16 protein-coding genes are annotated in these 22,456 nt (G+C 68.7%); 11 read left to right on the top strand and 5 right to left on the bottom strand.

Features of this window, described 5'->3' with window-relative positions; all coding sequences use genetic code 11:
* Window positions 1-49 precede the first annotated feature (49 nt).
* The 7 genes from AC3ENX_RS11285 (at window position 50) to mnhG (ending at window position 7,397) form a co-directional block, all read left to right on the top strand.
* On the top strand, window positions 50-1,111 hold the full coding sequence (locus AC3ENX_RS11285) for a LacI family DNA-binding transcriptional regulator (RefSeq protein WP_434811973.1): 1,062 nt from the start codon (window positions 50-52) through the stop codon (window positions 1,109-1,111).
* Between the two features lie 78 nt (window positions 1,112-1,189).
* Window positions 1,190-4,117 (top strand): Na+/H+ antiporter subunit A, encoded by a 2,928-nt coding sequence (locus AC3ENX_RS11290; protein WP_434811974.1) that lies wholly within the window; start codon window positions 1,190-1,192, stop codon window positions 4,115-4,117.
* Window positions 4,114-4,650, top strand: coding sequence for a Na(+)/H(+) antiporter subunit C (locus AC3ENX_RS11295; protein WP_434811975.1), 537 nt, complete (start codon window positions 4,114-4,116; stop codon window positions 4,648-4,650). The genes AC3ENX_RS11290 and AC3ENX_RS11295 overlap by 4 nt, the downstream gene beginning before the upstream one ends.
* On the top strand, window positions 4,647-6,209 hold the full coding sequence (locus AC3ENX_RS11300) for a Na+/H+ antiporter subunit D (RefSeq protein WP_434811976.1): 1,563 nt from the start codon (window positions 4,647-4,649) through the stop codon (window positions 6,207-6,209). The genes AC3ENX_RS11295 and AC3ENX_RS11300 overlap by 4 nt, the downstream gene beginning before the upstream one ends.
* Window positions 6,206-6,778, top strand: coding sequence for a Na+/H+ antiporter subunit E (locus tag AC3ENX_RS11305; RefSeq protein WP_434811977.1), 573 nt, complete (start codon window positions 6,206-6,208; stop codon window positions 6,776-6,778). The genes AC3ENX_RS11300 and AC3ENX_RS11305 overlap by 4 nt, the downstream gene beginning before the upstream one ends.
* Window positions 6,775-7,044 carry an MrpF/PhaF family protein gene (locus AC3ENX_RS11310; RefSeq protein WP_434811978.1) on the top strand — a complete coding sequence of 90 codons (270 nt, stop codon included), beginning with the start codon at window positions 6,775-6,777 and terminating at the stop codon, window positions 7,042-7,044. The genes AC3ENX_RS11305 and AC3ENX_RS11310 overlap by 4 nt, the downstream gene beginning before the upstream one ends.
* Window positions 7,041-7,397, top strand: coding sequence for a monovalent cation/H(+) antiporter subunit G (gene mnhG / locus AC3ENX_RS11315; protein ID WP_434811979.1), 357 nt, complete (start codon window positions 7,041-7,043; stop codon window positions 7,395-7,397). Before AC3ENX_RS11310 ends, mnhG begins: the two co-directional genes overlap by 4 nt.
* Window positions 7,398-7,522: 125 nt before the next feature.
* Here mnhG and AC3ENX_RS11320 read toward each other — a convergent pair whose 3' ends face one another.
* The 5 genes from AC3ENX_RS11320 to argG all read right to left on the bottom strand — a co-directional run bounded on the left by AC3ENX_RS11320 (window position 7,523) and on the right by argG (window position 17,361).
* Complete coding sequence (locus AC3ENX_RS11320; RefSeq protein ID WP_434811980.1) at window positions 7,523-10,099, bottom strand: penicillin acylase family protein; 2,577 nt, start codon at window positions 10,097-10,099, stop codon at window positions 7,523-7,525.
* 118 nt (window positions 10,100-10,217) lie between these two features.
* Entirely contained in the window at window positions 10,218-12,398 is a 2,181-nt protein-coding gene (locus tag AC3ENX_RS11325; RefSeq protein WP_434811981.1) for a YhgE/Pip domain-containing protein, read from the bottom strand.
* Window positions 12,395-15,001, bottom strand: a complete 2,607-nt coding sequence (locus AC3ENX_RS11330) for a YhgE/Pip domain-containing protein (RefSeq protein WP_434811982.1) — start codon at window positions 14,999-15,001, stop codon at window positions 12,395-12,397. Before AC3ENX_RS11330 ends, AC3ENX_RS11325 begins: the two co-directional genes overlap by 4 nt.
* Window positions 14,998-15,639: a TetR/AcrR family transcriptional regulator gene (locus AC3ENX_RS11335; RefSeq protein WP_434811983.1), complete on the bottom strand. Its 642-nt coding sequence runs from the start codon at window positions 15,637-15,639 to the stop codon at window positions 14,998-15,000. Before AC3ENX_RS11335 ends, AC3ENX_RS11330 begins: the two co-directional genes overlap by 4 nt.
* A 279-nt stretch (window positions 15,640-15,918) precedes the next feature.
* Entirely contained in the window at window positions 15,919-17,361 is a 1,443-nt protein-coding gene (gene argG / locus AC3ENX_RS11340; protein WP_434811984.1) for an argininosuccinate synthase, read from the bottom strand.
* A gap of 347 nt (window positions 17,362-17,708) precedes the next feature.
* Between argG and AC3ENX_RS11345 the strand changes: the two genes are divergently transcribed.
* The 4 genes from AC3ENX_RS11345 (at window position 17,709) to AC3ENX_RS11360 (ending at window position 22,454) form a co-directional block, all read left to right on the top strand.
* Window positions 17,709-18,698 carry an ABC transporter substrate-binding protein gene (locus tag AC3ENX_RS11345; RefSeq protein ID WP_434811985.1) on the top strand — a complete coding sequence of 330 codons (990 nt, stop codon included), beginning with the start codon at window positions 17,709-17,711 and terminating at the stop codon, window positions 18,696-18,698.
* A 92-nt stretch (window positions 18,699-18,790) separates the two neighbouring features.
* Window positions 18,791-20,383, top strand: a complete 1,593-nt coding sequence (locus AC3ENX_RS11350) for a sugar ABC transporter ATP-binding protein (protein ID WP_434811986.1) — start codon at window positions 18,791-18,793, stop codon at window positions 20,381-20,383.
* Window positions 20,380-21,429, top strand: coding sequence for an ABC transporter permease (locus AC3ENX_RS11355; protein ID WP_434811987.1), 1,050 nt, complete (start codon window positions 20,380-20,382; stop codon window positions 21,427-21,429). Before AC3ENX_RS11350 ends, AC3ENX_RS11355 begins: the two co-directional genes overlap by 4 nt.
* On the top strand, window positions 21,426-22,454 hold the full coding sequence (locus AC3ENX_RS11360; RefSeq protein WP_064002850.1) for an ABC transporter permease subunit: 1,029 nt from the start codon (window positions 21,426-21,428) through the stop codon (window positions 22,452-22,454). The genes AC3ENX_RS11355 and AC3ENX_RS11360 overlap by 4 nt, the downstream gene beginning before the upstream one ends.
* Window positions 22,455-22,456: the final 2 nt, after the last annotated feature.

The raw sequence follows: 22,456 nt of genomic DNA on the forward strand, positions 1-22,456 counted from the left end.
TACCGAATCGATTCGATGCCCGGAAACGCAGCACGCTACGATCGAGGGGATGAGCACACGCCGCGCCACGATCAGCGACGTCGCCCGAGAGGCGGGGGTCGCTGCGTCGACGGCGTCGGTGGTCTTCAGCGGCAAGACCGCCGTCTCGCAGGCGACGCGCGAGAAAGTGCTCGCCGCCGCCGAGCGACTGGGGTACACCGGTCCCGACCCGCGGGCCGCATCGCTGCGCCGCGGTCGCAGCGGCATCGTCGGCGTCGTCTTCGACGAGCGGCTCGGCGTCGCATTCCTCGACCCCGTCACGCGCCTCATGATGGACGGACTCAGTGAAGCCGTCTCGCCCATCGGTGCGGGACTGCTCCTGCTGCGCACGGCCGCCGGCGAAGCGGAGGCCACGACACCTGAGGGGCCCACCCTCACGACAGCGCCGATCGACGCGGCCGTGCTCGTCGGGTACAGCGGCCGACTGCGGGAGTCACTCGCGACCGTCGTGGCCCGCGGCATCCCCGTCGTCGTGATCGAGGGCGACGCGGGCGAGGGTATTCCGCGCATTCTGCTCGACAACCGCGAGGCGCAGGCGCAGGCCGCCGAACACCTGCGCCGGCTCGGGCACGAGACCGTCTCGATCGTCACGCTCCCGCTCGACAAGCAGCGCCGGCGCGGCTGGATCGCATCCGACGCGGAGATCTCGATCGACGTCACCCGCGATCGGCTGCAGGGTGCGCGCGATGTGTACCCCGACGCACCCGTCTACGCCGCAGCCGCCAGTTCGATCGACGAAGGGTACGCGGCAGGCCGGGTGCTGTTCGCCGACCCGAACCGCCGGCCGACGGCCGTCATCGCGCAGAGCGACCTGCTGGCCGCCGGCGTCATCCGCGCGGCGGAGGATGCCGGGCTGCGCGTGCCGGATGACGTCAGCATCACGGGCTTCGACGGTGTCGTCGTCGACGGCCTCGCGCCCTATCAGCTGACGACGCTCGTGCAGGCCTCGACCGAGAAGGGGCGGGCGGCCGGTGAGGCGATCGCCGCGATGCTCCAGGGCCGAGACCCCGCCTCGATCCGCTTCACGTGCACGTTCCGCGACGGCAACACGACCGGTCCCGCGCCCCGCTGAGTCGCGATCGGCCGACCGAAGAGGTCGATCGCCCCGGTAGACTGAAGATCCGACCCCCGCGAGCTTGAGGAGGCCAGGTTGCTGATCCTGCTCGCCGCGTTCGCGATCGCCCCCGTGGTGATGCCGTGGCTGGTAGGTCGCATCGGTCCCAGGGCCTTCCTCGTCGCAGCAGTGCTGCCGACCGCGACGTTCGTGCACGCCGCGCTGCAGGGGCCGCGCGTGCTCGCCGGCGACGTGCCGTTCGAGACGTACGCGTGGATTCCGAACCTCGACATCGACCTGTCGATGCGCATGGACACGCTCGGCTGGATCATGGCCCTGATCGTCACGGGCGTCGGCGCGCTCGTGATGATCTACTGCACCTGGTACTTCGCGGGCAAGAAGGACGGCGTCGGGCAGTTCAGCGCCGTGCTGCTCGCCTTCGCGGGCGCCATGTACGGGCTGGTGCTCACCGATGACCTCGTCGTGCTGGTGATGCTGTGGGAGGTCACCAGCATCCTGTCGTACCTGCTCATCGGCTTCTATCACCAGCGTGGCGCGAGCCGTCGTGCCGCGTTGCAGGCGCTGCTCGTGACGACCCTCGGCGGGCTCGTCATGTTGGTCGGCGTGGTGATCATCGTCGTGCAGTTCGGCACGTCGAGCATCACCGAGATCCTTGAGCTGTGGACAAGCCGCTCGGCCGAATCCACCCCACCGCTGATCGCCGTGGCGGTCGTGCTGCTGCTGGTCGGCGCTCTCAGCAAGTCGGCGATCTTCCCGTTCCACTTCTGGCTACCGGGCGCCATGACGGCGCCCACCCCCGTGAGCGCCTACCTGCACGCCGCGGCGATGGTGAAGGCGGGCATCTACCTCATCGCGCGGTTCGCACCGGCGTTCTGGGCGATCGAGCCGTGGCGGCCCATCGTCATCGCGCTCGGGGTCTTCACGATGCTGCTCGGCGGCGTGCAGGCGCTGCGCGAGACCGACCTCAAACGCATCCTCGCCTTCGGCACCGTCAGCCAGCTCGGCATGCTGACGGTCGTGCTCGGCTACGGCAGCCGCACCGCAGCGCTCGCCGGGCTCGCGCTGTTGCTCGGGCACGCACTGTTCAAGTCGGCGCTGTTCCTCGTCGTCGGTGTGATCGACCGTCAGCTGTCGACCCGCGACATCCGCGAGTTGTCGGGCGTCGGCAAGCAGGCCCCGACCCTCGCCGTGTTCTCGATCATCGCGATCGCCTCGATGGCGGGCGTCGCACCCACACTCGGCTTCGTCGCGAAAGAAGCCGCGATCACCGGCTTTCTCGACGCGTCGGGTGAGCCGTGGGCGATCGTGGCGCTCGTGGGGATGCTGCTCGGCTCAGCCCTCACCGCCGCCTACGGGCTGCGGTTCGTGTGGGGCGCGTTCTGGACGAAGAAAGACGCGCAGGCCGCGCCGCTGCAGCGCACCGAGTGGCCCGATCCGCCGGTCGGCTTTCTGGCCGCGCCGATCGTGCTCGCCGGCCTCAGCCTGCTGAGCGGTCTGGTCGCACCCCTGCTCGACACGGCGCTCGCCGGCTACGCAGACACCGTCTCGACCCGCACGATCGACGAGCACCCGTACCACCTGGCGCTGTGGCACGGGCTCGAGCCGGCGCTGTTCCTGTCGATCGGGTCGATCGCGATGGGCGCCCTCGTCTTCTGGCTCGTGCAGGTGACCGGGTGGCACAAGCGGGTGCTGCCGTTCACCGCCGCCGACGCCTACAACGCGACCCTGCGCGGCATCGCCCGCGTCGCGGTCGAGACCACCTCGCTCACGCAGCGCGGTTCGCTGCCGGTGTACGTCGGCACGATCTTCGTCGTGCTGGTCGCCGCCGAGGGCACGGCGCTGCTCGCCGGCGCGCCGTGGCGCATGGAGCTCGACGCGTGGCAGACGCCGATGCAGATCTTCGTCGCGCCCATCATGATCCTCGCCGGGTTCTTCGCGGTGCGGGCCGGCAAGCGCTACACCGGCGTCGTGCTCGTGTCGGTGACGGGTCTCGGCATGGTGATGCTGTTCGCCACGAGCGGCGCCCCCGACCTGGCGCTCACGCAGATCCTCGTCGAGACCGTCACCCTCGTCGCGTTCGCGCTCGTGCTGCGGCGCATTCCGTCGCGCATGGGTGAGCACAACGCCTCGGTGTGGCCGGTCGCCCGCGCCGTGCTCGCCGTCGCGGTGGGGGCGACGATGGCAGGGGTCGCGCTCGTCGCCACCGGCGCACGCGTCGCCGAACCCATCTCGACGACCTGGACCGAACTCGCCTACGACGGCGGGCACGGCAAGAACACCGTGAACGTCGCCCTCGTCGACCTGCGCGGCTGGGACACGATGGGCGAACTGTCGGTGCTGATCCTCGCCGCGACCGGTGTCGCGTCGCTCGTGTTCGTGACGCACCGCTCCGACCTGCTCTCGCGCGCGTCGTCGCTGCCCACCGGTGCCACCCGCACGCGCCGTCCGCTGCTGGAGACCGATCAGGGTCCGCGCCCGCGCAGCGCCGAGAACACCGGCAGCCGGCTCGCGTGGCTTGTGGGCGGGCAGCGGGTGCGGCCCGAGAACCGTTCGATCATCCTCGAGGTGATCGTTCGCGTCCTGTTCCACACGATCATCGTCGTGTCGATCTACCTGCTGTTCGCGGGGCACAACCTGCCCGGCGGCGGCTTCGCCGGCGGCCTGGTCGCCGGGATGGCGCTCGTGATGCGCTACGTCGCGGGCGGCCGGTACGAGTTGGGTGCGGCGGCACCCACGGATGCCGGACGACTGCTGGGCGCAGGCATGGCGATCGCCGTCGCGTGCGCGATCGTGCCGATCGTGTTCGGGCAGGAGCCGCTGCGCAGCACGTTCTGGGAGGCGGAGATCCCCGTGATCGGACACATCGAGTTCGTCACCTCGACGCTGTTCGACATCGGCGTCTACCTCGTCGTCGTCGGCCTCGTGCTCGACGTGCTGCGCTCCCTCGGCGCCGAGGTCGACCGGCAGGCGCAAGAGCTGCAGGGACGGGGGCGCGCGTCATGAACGTGTCTCTCGTGCTGATCATCATCATGGGCGTGCTGTTCGCCGCCGGTGTCTACGCGATGCTCGAGCGCAGCCTCACCCGTGTGCTCATCGGGTTCCTCCTGCTCGGCAACGCCGCGAACCTCTTCCTGCTGATCGTCATGGGCCAGCCCGGCATCGCGCCGTTTTACGGTGCGGGTGATCCGTCGGAGATGAGCGACCCGCTGCCGCAGGCGCTGACGCTGACCGCCATCGTCATCACCTTCGCCGTCTCGGCGTTCTTGCTCGCGCTGATCTATCGCTCCTGGCAGCTCGGTCAGGCCGACACCGTCGCCGACGACGAGGCCGACCTCGAGATCCGTGAGCGGGCGGCCGACGACGGGGGCGCGATGGACGACTCGATCACCGACGAAGACGACGACGCCACGACCGATTTCATCGGCACCGAGACCGCGCCCATCACGGTGCTGCAGCACCGTGATTTCGACGGCATCCGCGACGACGCCCCCACCGACTCCCCGTCATCCACGTCATCACCGGAGGACGCCCGATGAGTGCCCTCGTGCCCCTGCTGGTCGCCCTGCCGTTGATGGGCGCCGCCGTCGCGCTCATCTTCGGTCGCCGGCCCAAGGTGCAGGTGGGTGTCTCGATTGTGACGCTCACGCTCGTGTGTGCGATCGCGGGTGTGCTGCTCTACACGGTCGACACGACCGGCGACTCGATCGCGGTGTCGGTGGGCGGCTGGCCGATTCCGTTCGGCATCGTGCTCTACGTCGATCGGCTGGCCGCGCTGCTCGTCGTCGTCTCGAGCATCGTGTTGCTCGCCGTTCTGCTGTTCTCGGTCGGCCAGGGTGCGGCCGACGGCGACGACGACACGCCCGTCACGATCTTCCACCCGTCGTACCTGATCCTGTCGGCGGGCATCTTCAACGCGTTCATCGCGGGTGACCTGTTCAACCTGTACGTCGGGTTCGAAATCCTGCTGGTCGCCTCGTACGTGCTCATCACGCTCGGTTCGACGGAGTCCCGCATCCGCACCGGCGCCGTCTACATCGTCGTCTCGCTGGTCTCGTCGATCCTGTTCCTGTCGGCCATCGCCGCGATCTACGGAGCGCTCGGCACCGTCAACATGGTGCAGCTGGCAGAGCGGATGACGGAGCTCTCGCCCGAAGTGCAGCTCGTGCTGCACCTCATGCTGCTGCTCGCGTTCGCCATCAAGGCCGCCGTCTTCCCGCTGTCGTTCTGGCTGCCCGACTCGTACCCGACCGCGCCCGCTCCGGTCACCGCAGTGTTCGCCGGGTTGCTGACCAAGGTCGGCGTGTACGCCATGATCCGCACCGAGACCGAGATCTTCCGCGACAGCGACCTCAACGTGCTGCTGCTGGTCGTGGCGCTCGCGACGATGGTCGTCGGCGTGCTCGGCGCCGTCGCGCAGGCTGAGCTCAAACGCATCCTGTCGTTCACGCTCGTCAGCCACATCGGCTACATGGTGTTCGGGCTCGCGGTGGCCACCGCCGCGTCGCTCGGCGCGACGATCTACTACATGGTCCACCACATCGTCGTGCAGACGACGCTGTTCCTCGCGGTCGGGCTGCTCGAGCGTCGCGCCGGGTCGACATCGATCCTCAAGGTCAAGGGCCTCATGCGCGCCGCGCCGGTCATCGCCGTGCTGTACTTCATCCCCGCGATCAACCTGGGCGGCCTGCCGCCGTTCTCGGGGTTCATCGGCAAATTCGCGCTCTTCGACGCCGCAGCCCGCGAGGGCGACCCGCTCATGTACGTGCTGATCGTCGGCGGCATCGTGACGTCGCTGCTCACCCTCTACGCACTCATGCGCGCCTGGAACCTGTCGTTCTGGCGTGAGGACGAAGAACACGGCGAAGAGGCTGAGGTCGCCGACCGCAACGCCTACCTGGGCGCGGCACCGGCGGCATCCACGCAGACAGAGCGGCGGGTCATTCCACGCATCATGACGGCCGCGACCGCGGGAATGGTCGCCGTCACGATCGCCCTCACCGTGTTCGCCGGACCGCTGTACCGTCTCTGCGACAGCATCGGCGAAGCGCTCATGCAGCCCACGAGCCTGTCCGAACTGGAAGGGGACCGGCAATGACCCCGGCGCCCTCGCGTTCGCGCACCGCGCTGGAGACGATCTGGCGACAGCTGCCGTTCTTCATCTGGCTGATCGCACTGTGGATGCTGCTGTGGGGCCAGTTCACGGTGCTCGCGTTCGTCACGGGGCTCGCCGTCGCGATTTTCGTAACCCGCATCTTCCGCCTGCCGCCGGTCGAACTGTCGGGGCGGGTGAACCTGTGGTGGGGCCTCGTGTTCTTCCTCGAGTTCCTCGTCGCGCTCGTGCGCGGATCGCTGCTCGTCGCGTGGCAGGCGCTCACGCCGGGACAGCCCGGCACCGCCATCATCGGCGTGCAGCTGCGCACCGACGACGACCTGATCATGACGCACGTCGCGGTCACGGCATCCCTCGTTCCGGGCTCGCTGATCGTCGATTCCGACCGCGACCGGCGCGTGCTGTACCTGCACGTGATCGGGGTGCGCGGCGCCGACGACGTCGCGGCGCAGAAGCGGCACGTGCAGCACTGGGAGGAGCGCATCGTGCGCGCCGTCGGTTCGCGAGCGCAGGTGGCGCAGGTGGAGGCCGCCGTGCAGGGAGGCAAGGCATGACCTGGCTGCTGATCGCGTCGTACGTCGCCTTCGGGGCGGCGGCGCTGCTGACAGTGTGGCGCATCATCGTCGGCCCGTCGATCCTCGACCGCGCCGTGGCCTCTGACGTGCTGCTGACCCTGGTCATGTGCGTGCTGGGGGCCGAGATGGCCATCAACCACCACACCCGCACCCTGCCGCTGCTGCTGATCGTCGCGGCCGTCGGCGTGTTCGGCTCGATCTCTATCGCCCGTTTCGTGGCCCGACGCGATAGGGAGGGCTCATGAACGAGATCCTCGACATCGTCGCCCTCGTGCTGATCCTCATCGGCGCACTGCTGTGTCTCACGGCCGCGATCGGCCTGCTGCGATTCCGCGACGTGCCCTCGCGCCTGCATGCGGCGACCAAACCCCAGGTGCTGGGTCTGCTGCTCATTTGCATCGCCGTGGCGCTGTCGCTGCGGTCATGGCCCGTCGTCGCGTTTCTCGTGCCGGTTGTGCTGATCCAGATGGCGACCGCACCGCTGTCAGCGCACATGGTCGGCCGCCAGGCCTACCGCAACGGCACGATCGATGAGCGCTCGCTCTTCGTCGACGAGCTCGACGAGTCGCGTCGAACCCCGCCTGCCGCCGGCGGCTGAGCGCTCTCGCGCGCGGCGCGGGGTGTCACAGATTCGGATACTGATCACAGATTCGGATGCCAGGGACTGCGGCATCCGAATCTGCGTGCAATATCCGAATCCGGTGACCGGAGTGGTGGCGTCGGTCAGGGCGTGAGGACGAGGGTGTCGGTGGCGGCGGCCTCGACGGCGTCGGGCGTGAACGGCCAGGGGGTCTGCACGCCCTGCTGCCACGCCTCGGTCTGGTCGGTGTAGTTCGGGTGGAACGCGTGGCCGCTGTTGCCGGTCAGGTGGTTCCAGCGGGAGGCGTCGAGGTCGCTGAGGTCGATCGTCATGCGCATCGACGGCACCGTGACCGTGCGGAACGACTCGCCGAGCACCCAGCCGTTGGCATCCACGACGCTCGCGCCGCCGCCGACCGGGTAGGGGCCGCGGTTGAAGAGCATCTCGATCGGTGCGATGCCGCTCGAGCCGAAGGTGTCGCTGCGCAGGTCGAGGGCGTGCAGCGAGCCCCAGTTCCAGTGGTTGGGGTCCTCGCCCTGCAGTTCGACGATGCGGTCGTAGGCGTCGAGGGCGGACTGCGCGAGCATCTCGTCGCGCCCGTTCACGCCGATGCGGTCGTTGATCCACCACGCGGATGCCGGGTTGTCGAGCAGCGCGCCGACGACGGTGAACATGCGGCTCTGGCTCGAGGCCGGTGCGGTCACCTCGCCGCGGGTGAAGAGGTTCAGGACGAGTTCGTCCCACAGCACGTTCGCGAACGCGGCGGGAGAGGACTCGGGGCGGTTCTGCGCATCCCACGTCTGCAGTGCGTCGATCGCCGCCTGGGCGTCGGGGTCGTCGACCTGCACGTCGGCGTAGGCGGCGGCGAGCCGCTTGCCCATCCAGAACTCCTGATCAGCCTGGATCTGGGTCATGTCGTCGGCCGTCAGCGGTCGCACCGACGACGTGCGGGCGAGCAGGTCGGTGATGCGGGCCGCGCGGTACCCGTAGTCCCAGTCGTTCGTGAGGAAGTACGGGTAGTCGTGGCCGACGATCGCGTTGTTCGCGGTGACGATGTAGCTCGACTCCGGGTTGAGCACGACCGGCAGCTCGTCGAAGGGGATGAAGCCGGTCCAGTCGTAGTCAGAGTCCCAGCCGGGTGCGGGCATGGACCCGTCGCCTGCCCCGCGGATCGGCAGCCGGCCGGGGGTCTGGTACCCGATGTTGCCCTCGACGTCGGCGTAGATGAGGTTCTGCGCGGGCACGTCGAACAGCTCGGCCGCTGCACGGAACCCGTCGAAGTCGGTTGCGGTGTTCAGCGCGAAGATCGCCTGTGCGGTCGTGCCCGGCTCGAGCGCCGTCCATCGCAGGCTCACGGCGTACTCGCCGTCGAGCTCGTCGTTCGGTGCGGTCGTCTCGGCGGTCGAGCCGGTTCGGGGATCGGCGGCGATCTCGGTGAACCCGTCGGTCAGTCCCGACACGATCGGGCCGTGCACGGTCGAGCGGATCTCGAGTTCGACGTCGTCACCGCCTGCGACCACGAGCGTCTCGGTGCGCACATCGAGCGGCACGAGTTCGCCGTCGCGCCAGTACTCGTCGCCCGACACCTTCTCGAGGTAGAGGTCGGTGACGTCGGTCGTGAGATTCGTGAACCCCCACGCGATCTGGGCGTTGTGGCCGATGATGACGCCCGGCACACCCGAGAAGCCGAACCCGGCCACGTCGAACGGGCACTCAGCCGAGGTCGTCTCGCAGCGCAGGCCGATCTGGTGCCACACGCTCGGCAGGGCGGCACCGAGGTGCGGGTCGTTGGCCAGCAACGGCATGCCCGTCTCGGTCAGCTCGCCCGAGACGACCCACGAGTTCGAGCCGATGCCCTCGCCCGCACCGCCGACGAGTGCGCTCGCCGCCTCGACGACGTCGCCGACCTCGGTCCACGAGATCGCGGGCACGGTGTCGGTGTCCGCGTCGGATGCCGAGGTCGACGCGGGGGCGGCATCCACCTCCGTGATCGTCGGTACGATGACGGGGTTCGTGTCGAAGGGGTAGTCGGGGTAGAGGTCGGCGATCAGTTCGGGCGACAGGGTCTGGGCGAGGAGCGCGCGTTCGGTCTCGTCCTCGACGTTGCTGCGAAGGTCCCAGGCCATCGCCTTCAGCCACGCGACGGAGTCGGCGGGGGTCCACGGTTCGGGTTCGTAGTCGGGGTTCTGCAGGCCGAGCACCGCGTATTCGAGGGAGAGTTCCGCACCCGAGCGCGACTCGAGGTAGGCGTTGACGCCCTCGGCGTACGCGTCGTAGTACGTGCGCGTCGTCTCGTCGAGCGCTTCGACCTCCTGCTCGGCGATCTGCCGCCATCCGAGGGTGCGCAAGAACGAGTCGGTGCCGAGTTGCGATTCGCCGAACAGCTCCGAGAGGCGGCCGCTCGTGACGTGCCGGCGGAAGTCCATCTCCCAGAAGCGGTCCTGCGCGTGCACGTACCCCTGGCTGAAGAACAGGTCGTCGGTCGTCTCGGCGACGATCGTCGCGGCGCCCTGCGCGTCGCGGTGCACGGCGACCTGCGCGTCGAGTCCTGCGGCGGAGACCGTGCCGGACAATTGCGGGAACGAGCGCTGAATCGTCCAGACCACGACGCCCGCGGCGATGAGCGCGATGACGGTGACGGCGGCCACGATCGAGAAGAGCACGATCGCGATGCGGCGGCGCAGCGAGCGACGCGGGCGCACGGGTGTCGTGTCGGGCATCGTCGGTGAAGCTCCCCAAATGTTCCAGCAACGCGGTATCAGGCATCCCGCGACGCGGTCTCAGCACCTGTGACCGTGATGAGTCCGTCGTCGCATCGTATCCCGTGCGCTGACGGGTTCACATCAGCTTGGTCGACTCGAGGGCCTCGATCAGCTTGCGGTTGAACCGGATGAGCGGACGGCGCAGCACCAGGCCGAGCAGCAGCAGCGGGACCGCGAACAGCGCCAGCATCCCGAGCGCCTGCCAGAAATCGGCCCCGTACATGCCGGCGATCGCCGACCGCAGCGCATCGATGGCATGCGTTGCGGGCAGGAACGGCGAGATGTTCTGGAACCACTGCGGCAGCAGGTCGAGCGGGTAGGCTCCACCGGATCCGCTGATCTGGATCACCAGCAGCAGCACGCACAACGCCTTACCGGCATTGCCGAACGCGACGACCGCGGTATAGGTGATGAGGGTGAACACCAGCGAGGTCGCCCAGGCGGCGAGCAGCAGGAGCCACGGATGCACCGGGTCGATTTGGATGAACGCGATGAGCCCGATCGCGAGCAGCGTGCTCTGTGCAAGCCCGGTCAGGGCGAACAATCCGTAGCGGCCCAGATACTTCTGCGTCGGTGTCAGCTCGGTGCCGGGCAGTGTGCCCTCGTGCACGTCGACCCGGATTGCGACGGTCATCAGCAACGCACCGACGAACAACGCAAGGATCGTGTACAGGGGTGCCATCGCGACACCGAACGAGGCCACGGGATACACCGGCACGCGGTCGACACGCACCGGCTCGGCCAGCGAGGCCGCCAGCGTGCTCGGATCGGCGCCGATGATCTTGCTCAGCGCGGTCAGGTCACCCGTGTCCGCGGCTTCAGCGATGGCGTCTTCGAGCTTGCGCAACCGGTCGGCGCCCTCGTGCAGGGTCGTCGAGACCTCGGCTGCAGCAGACTGGGCACCGGTGAGCGCGGCGGTGACCGAACCGTCGGCGGCGAGACGGCTCGCGGCCGAGGCTAGGTCGCCGCGCACGGCGGCGACGTCGGCGTCGATCGTGTCGAGCGTGGTCGACAGCGCGTCCAGCTGGGGGCGGAGCTCGTCGGTGTACGCCGATCGCGCATCCGCGATCGCGTCGCGCGCCGCTCCGAGGGATGCCGTGAGCGCCTTGTGGCGCTGCTGGGCGGTGTCGCCGCCTGCCGCGGCGTCGTCGGCCGCGGCCACCAAACGGTCGTGCACGTTCTGCTGCCGATCGATGGCCTCGTTGATTCGCGCGATCACCTCGTCGAACGCGGACTGCGCAGCATCCGGCACCTGCGGCCCCACATTCGTCACCAATCCGTCGCGCACGGCGGTGTAGCGGTCGACCTGCTGCTGCACCGAATCGGCGAGGGTGCGCACGGTGGCGACGCGGGCGTCGGTGAGTTCACCGGCATCGGCGAACAGCTCATCCACCCGCGTACTCACCGCGTCGTACCCGGCCGCCGTCGAATCCAGGGCGTGCGAGAGCGACGAGGTGGCCGTGGACAGCGTCTGCTGCAGCCCGTCGACCGCTGCCCGACCCGACCCGACGGCGCCGGCCGCATCGGACAGCGACGCACCGGATGCCGAGATGAGTGCCTGACCGCTTTGGATCAGCGGGACGCCGGCACCCGCCAGGGCCGCGAACATGTCCGCGGTCTGCGCCCCGGCATCCAACTGGGCGGCAACCGACCCGACGCGCGCCTCAAGGCGGGTGAGCGCAGCCTGCGTCTGGTCGTCGGTGAGGTAGTCGGACAGCTCGTCGATGACGCCGAACGCGATATCGCCGAGGGTCTGCGTGAACACCTCCGTGATCTGCGCCGAAACCCCCTCGGCGCCCTGGCCGGTGATCTTGGGTGCCAGCGCGTTCTTCTTCTCGTTGCTGTAGTAGGTGATCGTGGTCGGATCCGACCCGTCCGAATAGAACGTCATCATGTCGGTGCTGAACGAGGGCGGCAGCACGATCGCCGCGTAGTACTCGCCCGACTCGGTGCCGTCGATCGCATCGGCTTCGCTGGTGATCTGCCAGTCGAGCTGCTCGTTCGCGCGCAACGCCGACAGCACCTGCTCGCCGATGTTCACACGCAGCGGCACCAGGTCGCTCTCGTAGCCGGTGTCAGCGCTGGCCACAGCCACCTTGAGGTCGCCGGTGTTCGAGAACGGGTCCCAGCTGGCCATCACGTTGAACCACGTGAACAGCGACGGGATCACCACGAGGCCGAACATGACGATGATGGCCATCGTGTTCGAGGTCGCCTGGCGCAGGTCGCGGCGCAACAGCCGAAGGATGTCGCTCATGCCTGGGTCCCCTCCTGCGTTTCGAGCAGCTTGGTGGGCGGATCGGTGTGCTCGACATGCAGGCGACCGTGGGATGCCTCGACGACCACCGCGTCACGCAACGCATCGTCGTCGAGCCGGTCGACCAGGCGGGCCGACTCGAAGCTGTCGCGCACATACTCGAGGGTGACCAGGAACGCGATCACCAGCAGGATCCACAGCACCCAGATGCCCAGCAGCACTGGCTTGGCGCCGGGGATCGCCCACGCCACCACACCGAGTGCGATCAGTCCGGCAAGCCCCGCGAGCAGCGTCAGCCGCACCAGCGGGCGGTAACGAGCGGCGAACGCCGCGGAACGGCGCGCCAGGTCGTCGCGGTACTCGCGCCGGTTCGACAGCGCATGCATGACGTCGGTGAGGCGGTAGTCGCTGCCGACGACCTGCACGTTCTCGCCGATCAGCAGATCGGTCTGCGCGATCCGACGGTTGAACATGCGGTTCAGGTGCGCCAAGCGACGTCGCAGCACCATGCCCACCACGAACGCCAGCACGATGAACAGCGCCAGCACACCCATGAACCGCCAGTAATGGCCGTCGTAGAACCCACCGATGGTCTCGCGCATCGCGTCGATGCCGTAGGTGAACGGCAGCAGCGGGTAGATCGCTCGGAAGAACGCCGGCATGAGCTCAATGGGATACAGGCCCGAGGCGCCCGGGATCTGCATGATCACCAGCAGGATCGCAAGACCGCGGCCCACGTGCCCGAACGCCGCGCACAGCGCGTAGATGATGCTCAGGTAGGTGAGCCCGGTGAACACACCGGTTGCGACATAGGCGACCGGGTTCACCGTCTGGATGCCGATGACGAGGTTGCCGATGCACACCAGCAGCGCCTGGGCGGTGGCCAGGCAGGCGAACAGCAGGAATCTGCCGACGTAGGCCTGCCCGACGGTGATGTCTTCGACCTCTTCGGTGTCGACCTCGATCTTGAAGATCACTGTCAGCACGAACGCACCGATCCACAATGACAGGTTGGTGAACAGCGCCGCCATTGCGGAGCCGTAGGTGTCGACCGGGTAGACGACCTGCTCGTCGACCGACACCGGCGAAGCGATGAACGCGGCGATCGCTGCCGGGTCGAGTCCGGTGACGGTGGCCAGGTTGTTCCACACTGACGCGGTGCCCAGCGCCGCGACATCGGTCTGCGCGGTGTCCAGCCCGTCCTGGGCGGCCGCGAGATTGGCGTCGAGGCTCTCCAGCGACGCGCCCGTGCTCACCAGTTGGGTGTCCAACTGACCCAGCAATGTGCGGGCCTGGGACAGCTGGCCGCGCTGTGCGTCGATCGCCGCAGAGAATGCACCCGCGCTGGTCGACAGCGTCGACATCGCCTGGTTCAGCGCGGGGACCGACTCGGTCATCGCGCCACGGATCGCTCCGGCAGCGGACTGCGCGTTCGAGGTCGCATCCGCCAGCGAATCACTCGCGGCTTGGATCGCATCGACAGTCGACCCCACGTCGGTGTTCAGCGTCTGCAGATCCGACAGCAGCTGCTGGTCGGTGGCGTTGCGTTCCTGCAGTACGCCGATCGCATCGGTCAGTCGCTGGGTCGTGGCCTCGTCGAACCCGGCGGTGTCGACGAGGTCCTGCAGTCGCTGGATGGCGGCGCCGTTGGCCTCGGCGACCGCAGTCACGCTCGTGATCGCGCCGTCGACGCGAGCGCCGGCCTCGTCGAGGGTCTGGGTCAGCTCGGTGATGGCCACGTTCGCACCCGAGGTGGCATCGGCCAGCGCGGTGGCACCGTCCACGTAGGCGGTGGTGGCCGCATCGGTGAAATCGACCACCTGCTGTTGCGCGTCAGCGATGATGGACTGCGCTTGCGCGATCGCCGTCTGCACGTCGCCGAGCGTCGTGTCGACGCCGCGAAGCGTGGCGGCGGTGTCGGCCAGCGACCCGCGGGAGTCGTCGATGCCCGACTGCACCCGCTCGAGCTTCTCCCGCGCATCGCCGAGCGTCTGCGACGCCTGCTCGAACGCGGCGATCGAGTCGTCGCGCGCACCCGTCAGATCCGACGCGACGTCGACGCCGGCGTCGCGCAGCGCTTTCGTCGCCGCCTCGGCGACCTGCTCCGTGAACGCGCTCGTGATCTGCTCGTCGAGCGTGGAGGCGCCCACGTCAGTGATCTTCGGTGAGATCGCACCCAGCTTCTCGTTGACCGAGTACACGAGCGCCGGTTGCGCGAACGTCCCGCTTGTCACGCTGAGCAGATCTGCGCTGAAGTCGGCGGGAATCTGCATCGAGGCGTAGACGTCGCCGCTGCGCAGCGCAGCGGCGGCCTCGGCTTCATCCATGAAGGTCCAGCCCAGCTGGTCGTTGTCTTCGAGCTGGCCCACCACCCGCGCGCCGACGTCAACCGGACCGGTGAGATCGCTGGTGGCGCCCTCGTCGAGGTTCACCACGGCGACCGCGATGTGGGCGGTGTTCTCGTACGGGTCCCAGAACGCGTTGATGTTGAACCAGGCGTAGAGGGCGGGCGTGACGATGATCCCCACCACGATGATGAAGCTCTTCGGGACGCGCAGCAGCCGCTTCACATCGCGACGGAACACCCGCATGCTGTTCCTCACGCGACGGGCTCCTGCGGTACGCGGGTCGCCGCCATCGCGTCGCGCAGCACGTTGTCGGCTGTCCGCCAGTCGAGCCCGGCGATGCCCAAGACGGCGCGCACGGCGATCGTCGAGGCGTCGGGGCTGGCGGGATCGAGTCTGGTGATGACGGTTCGGGCGGTCTCTTCGACCAGCCGTGCGACGGTGACTGCCGGCAGATCGGAACGCAGCGAGTTCTCCGCCCTCCCGCGGGCGACGATTTCGAGCACCCTGCGCCGCACCGGCACCAGCGCGTCCGCCGTATCGGCCACATGGCTGTCGTCGAGCGCGATCGTCGCAGCCCACTGCATGTGCGCAGCGTTGGACCACAGCGCCAGGGCCAGTCGCGCGAGGGTGACCGGCGCCGGATCGTCGTCGCCGATGTCGGCCGCAACCGCGTTGTAGCGTTCCGCGCCGGTGCGGATGACGGCGCGCAGGAGCGCGTCACGGTCTTCGAAGTGTCCGTACAGTGCCCGGCGACTCAGCCCCGCGGCACGCGCGATCGCGTCGATCGGGGCGTGCGGGTTGTGGGCGATGGTGGCGGCGGCCGCGTCGAGGATCTCTGCGCGATTCGACGCGGCATCCTTTCGGGGGCGCCGCGTCGATGCGGTCGTGGTCACGGCAACCATGCTAAGAACTTGCACACTCATGTGCAAGTTCTTGCGGTGATGTTCAGCAGACGGTCAGCCGGCTGGTCGGCGATGAGCTCGTCACCGACGTACACGCGCAGCACGTCACCGATCCACGAGATCTCGGCATCCACGGCCGGCCGTCCCGCTCGAGTTGCCGGCTTTTGATGCGGATGCCGTTCGGGGTGCCAGCCGGGTGACCCATCTCGAACGGGGTGTCCGTGATCGGGTGTGGCGTCGGAATCTCGACGCGCAGGGCCATCACACGGGTCAGTCTGCGCCGAAGTCGAAGGATGCCGATTCGCCGGCGGCGTCGACGGCCTCGGCGAGGTCCTCGCGGTCGGCGTCGTAGGGAGCGGCGTGCTCGGTGATCTCGGCGGCGCCGCCTGCCTGCAGCTCGCCGATCAGTTCTGCCGTCGCTCCGCCGATCAGGCCCAGGCTCGCGTAGTGCTCCATGCGGGCGCGCGAGTCGGCGATGTCGAGGTTGCGCATCGTGAGCTGGCCGATGCGGTCGATCGGGCCGAAGGCGGCGTCGCCGACGCGCTCCATCGACAGCTTCTCGGCCGCGTACGACAGGTTCGGGCTGGTCGTGTCGAGGATCGTGTAGTCCTCGCCGCGGCGCAGGCGCAGCGTGACGGTGCCGCTGATCGCGGAACCCACCCAGCGCTGGATCGACTCGCGCAGCATGAGCGACTGCGGCTCCAGCCAGCGGCCCTCGTACATGAGGCGGCCCAGACGCCGGCCCTGCTCGTGGTAGGTCGCGAGGGTGTCTTCGTTGAGGATGCCGTTGACGAGGCGCTCGTAGGCGATGAACAGCAGCGCCATGCCGGGGGCCTCGTAGATGCCGCGCGACTTCGCCTCGATGATGCGGTTTTCGATCTGGTCGCTCATGCCGAGGCCGTGGCGACCGCCGATCTCGTTCGCGGCCTTGACGAGTTCGACGGCATCTGCGTACTCGACGCCGTTGATCGCGACGGGGCGTCCGCCCTCGAACGTCACCGAGACGTCTTCGGTCGCGATCTCGACCGACGGGTCCCAGAAGCGCACACCCATGATCGGTTCGACCGTCTCGAGCGACACGTCGAGGTGCTCGAGGGTCTTCGCCTCGTGGGTCGCGCCCCAGATGTTCGCGTCGGTGGAGTAGGCCTTCTCAGCCGAGTCGCGGTACGGGAACCCGTGCGCGACGAGCCATTCGCTCATCTCCTGGCGGCCACCCAGTTCGGTGACGAAGTCGGCATCGAGCCACGGCTTGTAGATGCGCAGCGACGGGTTGGCGAGCAGGCCGTAGCGGTAGAACCGCTCGATGTCGTTGCCCTTGTAGGTGGAGCCATCGCCCCAGATGTCGACGCCGTCGTCCTTCATGGCGCGCACCAGCAGGGTGCCGGTGACGGCGCGGCCGATGGGTGTCGTGTTGAAGTAGGTGCGACCGCCCGAGCGGATGTGGAACGCGCCGCACTGCAGCGCAACCAGCCCCTCTTCGACCATCATCGGCTTGCAGTCGACCAGGCGAGAGACCTCCGCGCCGTACTGCAGCGCGCGGCCGGGGATCGAGGCGATGTCGTCTTCGTCGTACTGGCCGAGGTCGCCGGTGTAGGTGCAGGGGACGGCGCCCTTGTCACGCATCCACGCGACCGCGACGGAGGTGTCGAGACCCCCCGAGAAGGCGATGCCGACGCGCTCGCCGATGGGCAGGGACTGAAGGACCTTCGACATGGCCTCCATCCTATCGAGCGGGCGGTCCGGCCCCCGGCGCGGTTACGCGCGGGCGGTTGCGGCGGAGATCCGGGGCGACACGCGGGGGAACGGATGCCGGGGGGCGGTGTGTCGGCGAGAATCTCCGCTCGGCAGGTCGGTGCGCCGGGATGTGAATGCTCACATCGCCTGGACCGGGCCGCCTGGCGCCCGCGCAGGTGTAGCCCTGCCCGCCCGCCGTGTTACCGGAATGTTATCGCTCACAATCTAGCGCTGCGAGAAATGTGAAGGCTAACATTCGAGCATCCGAAGGCCAGGGCGGCCCGGAACACCGGCGGTGAGCCGGACCCGAACAAGGAGGTTTTGGGATGAAGAAGAGCGTTTTCGCCGCAGCAGCCATGCTGGGGGCATTCGCGCTGGTCGCAACAGGCTGCGCCGGCGGCGCGGCTCCCGGAGCCGGGGGCAACGGGGGCGGCGGTGGTGACGACGTCATCAAGGTCGGGTTCGCACAGACCGGATCCGAGTCGGGCTGGCGCGCCGCCAACACCGAGTCGATGAAGAGGGCCTTCTCGGCGGAGAACGGCTTCGAGCTGATCTTCAACGCGGCCGACAACAAGCAGGAGGCGCAGATCTCCGCCGTCCGCAACTTCATCAACCAGGGTGTGGACGCCATCGTGATCGCGCCGATCACGGTCGACGGCTGGGACGACGTCCTGAAGGAGGCGAAGGATGCCGGGATCCCCGTCATCCTCGAAGACCGCACCGTCTCGGCCAGTGAGGACCTCTACGCCTCGTGGGTCGGCCTCGACTTCGAGCAGGAGGGTCGCACCGCCGGCGAGTGGGTCAAGGAGAACTTCGACGGCAAGGGCGCGAACCTCGTGGTCCTCGAGGGCACGACCGGTTCGTCGGCCGCGCTCGACCGGGCGACGGGCTTCAACGAGGCGATCGAAGGCACCGACGTCAACGTGCTCGACTCGCAGACCGGTGACTTCACCCGCGACGGCGGCAAGAAGGTCATGGAGGGCTACCTGCAGAAGTACGGCAAGGAGATCAACGTCCTCTTCGCGCACAACGACGACATGGGCCTGGGTGCCCTCGACGCCATCAAGGCGGCGGGTCTGACACCCGGCAAGGACATCCAGATCGTCACCATCGACGCGGTGAAGGACGGCATGACCGCCCTCGCGAACGGCGAGTTCAACTTCATCGTCGAGTGCAACCCGCTCCTCGGTGACAAGGCCGCCGAGCTCGTCAAGGCCGTCGTCGCCGGCGGCGAGGTCGAGAAGCGCACGATCGTCGAGGACCAGTCGTTCACGCAGGAGCAGGCCGCCGAGGTCCTCGACTCCCGCCCCTACTGATCGACTAACCCCCCACGGTCCGTACGGATCACCGAACCACCGCCGGGGACCGGATTCCGGTCCCCGGCGGTCACCACGGAAAGGTGCGCCTCATGGTCGATGTCGCAGCCCCGCCGGAGTCCCCGGCCACCATCCCCGCGCATGACGAGGTCGTGCGGATGCGGGACGTCACCATCCGGTTCCCGGGCGTGCTCGCCCTGGAACGGGTCGACCTGACGCTGCGCGCCGGCGAGGTCCACACCCTCATGGGTGAGAACGGCGCCGGCAAGTCGACGCTCATCAAGGCGCTGACGGGCGTGTACGCCATCGACGGCGGGACGACCGAGGTGGCCGGCGAGCAGCGGGTGTTCCGCTCGACGGCCGACGCCGAGGCATCCGGGATCTCCACGGTGTACCAGGAGGTCAACCTCTGCACCAACCTTTCGGTCGGCGAGAACGTCATGCTCGGCCGCGAGGTGCGCCGGGCGGGCTTCATCGACTGGCGGGCCACCCACCGCGAGGCGACGCGGTACCTCGCCGCCCTCGGCCTCGACATCGACCCGCGCTCGGCGCTCGCGTCGCACTCCATCGCGGTGCAGCAGCTCGTCGCGATCAGCCGGGCGACGGTCGCCGATGCCCGGGTGCTGGTGCTCGACGAGCCCACTTCGAGCCTCGACCGCAGCGAGGTCGAGCAGTTGTTCGCCGTCGTCCGCGGTCTCCGCGACCGCGGCGTCGCCATCCTCTTCGTCACGCACTTCCTCGACCAGGTCTACGAGATCTCCGACCGGCTCACGGTGCTGCGCAACGGCCAGCTGGTGGGCGAGTATCTGCCCGCCGAGCTTCCCCGCGGCGAACTCATCGCCAAGATGATCGGCCGGCAGCTCGACGAGCTCGAGGCCCTCTCGCGCTCGGCCGAGCGCGAGATCGACCGCACCGCGACGCCCGTCCTGCGTATCGCGGGCCTGGGCCGCAAGAACGTCATCGAACCCGTCGACATGGAGGTCTACGAGGGCGAGGTCGTCGGCATCGCGGGTCTGCTCGGCTCGGGACGCAGCGAACTCGTCCGCCTCGTCTACGGCGCCGACCGCGCCGACGCGGGCACCCACGAAGTGCGGGGGGATGCCGCACGCATCACCAACCCGCGGAACGCGATCGACAAGCGCATCGCGTTCTCGAGCGAGGACCGTCGCGCCGAGGGCATCATCGCCGACCTGACCGTCGCCGAGAACATCGTCCTCGGCATCCAGGCCAAGCGCGGAGCGATGCGCCCGATCGGCCGCGCCGAGCGCGACGCCATCGTGTCGGAGTACATCTCGGCGCTCGGGGTCCGCCCCGCCGACCCGAACGCACTCGTGCGCAACCTCTCGGGCGGCAACCAGCAGAAGGTACTGCTCGCGCGCTGGCTCGCCACCGCGCCGCAGCTCATCATCCTCGACGAGCCGACACGCGGCATCGACGTCGGCGCGAAGGCCGACATCCAGCGCAAGGTCGCCGAGCTCTCGGCGGAGGGGCTCTCGGTCGTCTTCATCTCCTCGGAGCTCGAGGAGGTCGTCCGCATCGCGCAGCGCATCGTGGTGCTGCGCGACCGTTCTAAGATCGGCGAACTGGACGCCACCGACGTGACCGTCGACGACCTGGTCGCCCTCATCGCGCAAGAGTCCGGCGAGACGACGACGTCCCGCCTCAACCCGGAGACAGCGGCATGAACCCGACACTCAAGCGCTTCCTGGCGCACCGCCTCGTCTGGCCGATCGCGGCACTGCTCGTGCTCGTGATCGTCAACACGATCGCTCGTCCCTCGTTCATCTCCATCACGGTGCAGAACGGTCAGCTCTACGGGCCGCTCATCGACATCCTGCGCAACAGCGCACCGCTCATGCTCGTCGCGCTCGGCATGACGATCGTTATCGCGACGCGCGGCATCGACCTCTCGGTCGGCGCGATCATGGCGGTCTCGGGCGCGGTGGCCCTCACCTTCATCTCGTCGTCGCCGGCACCCGAGGACCTCTCGACGGTGCTCATCGCGATCGCGCTCGCCGTCGGGGTCGCCCTCGTGCTGGGTGTCTGGAACGGCTTCCTCGTCGCCGTCGTCGGGGTGCAGCCGATCATCGCGACCCTCGTGCTCATGCTCGCCGGCCGCGGCGTCGCCCTCCTCATCACGGGCGGCTTCATCACGACGATCACGAGCGCGCCGTACCGCTTCATGGCGCAGGGGTACCTCGTCGGTCTGCCGTTCGCGTTCTACGTCTCGGTCGTCGCGATCGTCATCGTCGCCGTCCTGCAGCGGCGCACCGCGCTCGGCGTCCTCACCGAGGCCGTCGGCATCAACCCCGAGGCCAGCCGCCTCGCCGGCGTCCGCTCGCGCGGCATCGTCTGGGGCGCGTACGCGGCGAGCGGTCTGCTGGCGGGCTTCGCCGGCATCCTCTACTCGTCCAACATCATGGCGGCCGACGCGAACGCCGCGGGCCTCTACATCGAGCTCGACGCGATCCTCGCGGTCGTCCTCGGCGGCACGAGCCTCATGGGCGGCAAGTTCACGATCGCCGGCACCGTCGTCGGCGTCTTCACGATCCAGACCCTCAAGTCGACGATCACCTTCCTCGGGGTGCCGCCGGCGGTCAGCCCGCTGTTCCTCGCCATCGTGGTCGTGATCGTCGTCCTCGTGCAGTCCCCGCGCACGCGGTCCCTCTTCGCCAAGGGAGCCGATGCCGTCCGGGGCGGCACCCGTCGCACCGTGGAGGTGGCCTCGTGAGCGCGATCACCGCAGACCTCGGACGCACCGGCGGCTTCGCCGACACGGTCCAGCGCTTCCGCAGCCGGCACGCCTCGTGGGTGCCCGTCTTCGCGGCCGTCGTCATCCTCGTCGCGATGCTCATCGGGGCGCAGGCCTACTTCGGCAATTTCGTCACCCCGCGCGTGCTGTCGGCGCTGCTGCTCGACAACGCGTACCTGCTGATCCTCGCCGTCGGCATGACCTTCGTCATCCTCACCGGCGGCATCGACCTGTCGGTCGGCGCCGTGATGGCCTTCACCGGCATGCTGGGTGCCAGCATGCTGAGCCAGGGGATGCCGGTGGCCCTCGTCATCCCGGTCATGCTGGTCCTCGGCGCCCTCATGGGTCTGTTCGTCGGCGTGCTCGTGCAGTACTTCGGGGTGCAGCCGTTCATCGCCTCGCTCGCGGCCATGTTCGCGGCGCGCGGTCTCGCGTTCATGGTGAGCCTGTCGTCGATCCGCGTCGAGGAGCCCGCCATCCTGTGGCTGCAGTCGACCCGCATGCAGGGCGGGCCGGGCAGCTTCTACCTGACCCCGACCGGCATCCTGGCGCTGCTGGTCGTGCTCGCCGGCATCCTGATCCTGCAGTTCACCCGCTTCGGACGCACGATCTACGCGATCGGCGGCAACGAGCAGTCCGCGCGCCTCATGGGTCTGCCGGTCGTGCGGACGAAGCTGCTCGCGTACGTCATCAGCGGTGTGTGCGCGGGACTCGCGGGTGTCGTCTTCACGGCGTACACCGGGGCCTCCTACCCGTTGAACGGCATCGGTACCGAGCTCGACACCATCGCCGCGGTGGTGATCGGCGGCACGCTGCTCACGGGCGGCAGCGGGTTCGTGCTCGGATCGATGATCGGCGTGTTCGTCTACGGCACCATCAAGACGGTCATCTCCTTCCTCGGAGTCGACCAGTCGTGGACCCGCATCACGATCGGAGCACTGCTGCTCGTCTTCGTCGTCGTGCAGCGCCTGCTCGTGGCGCGGACCGCGCGAACGTCGCGGTGACG

This window comes from Microbacterium sp. bgisy189 (assembly GCF_057707225.1).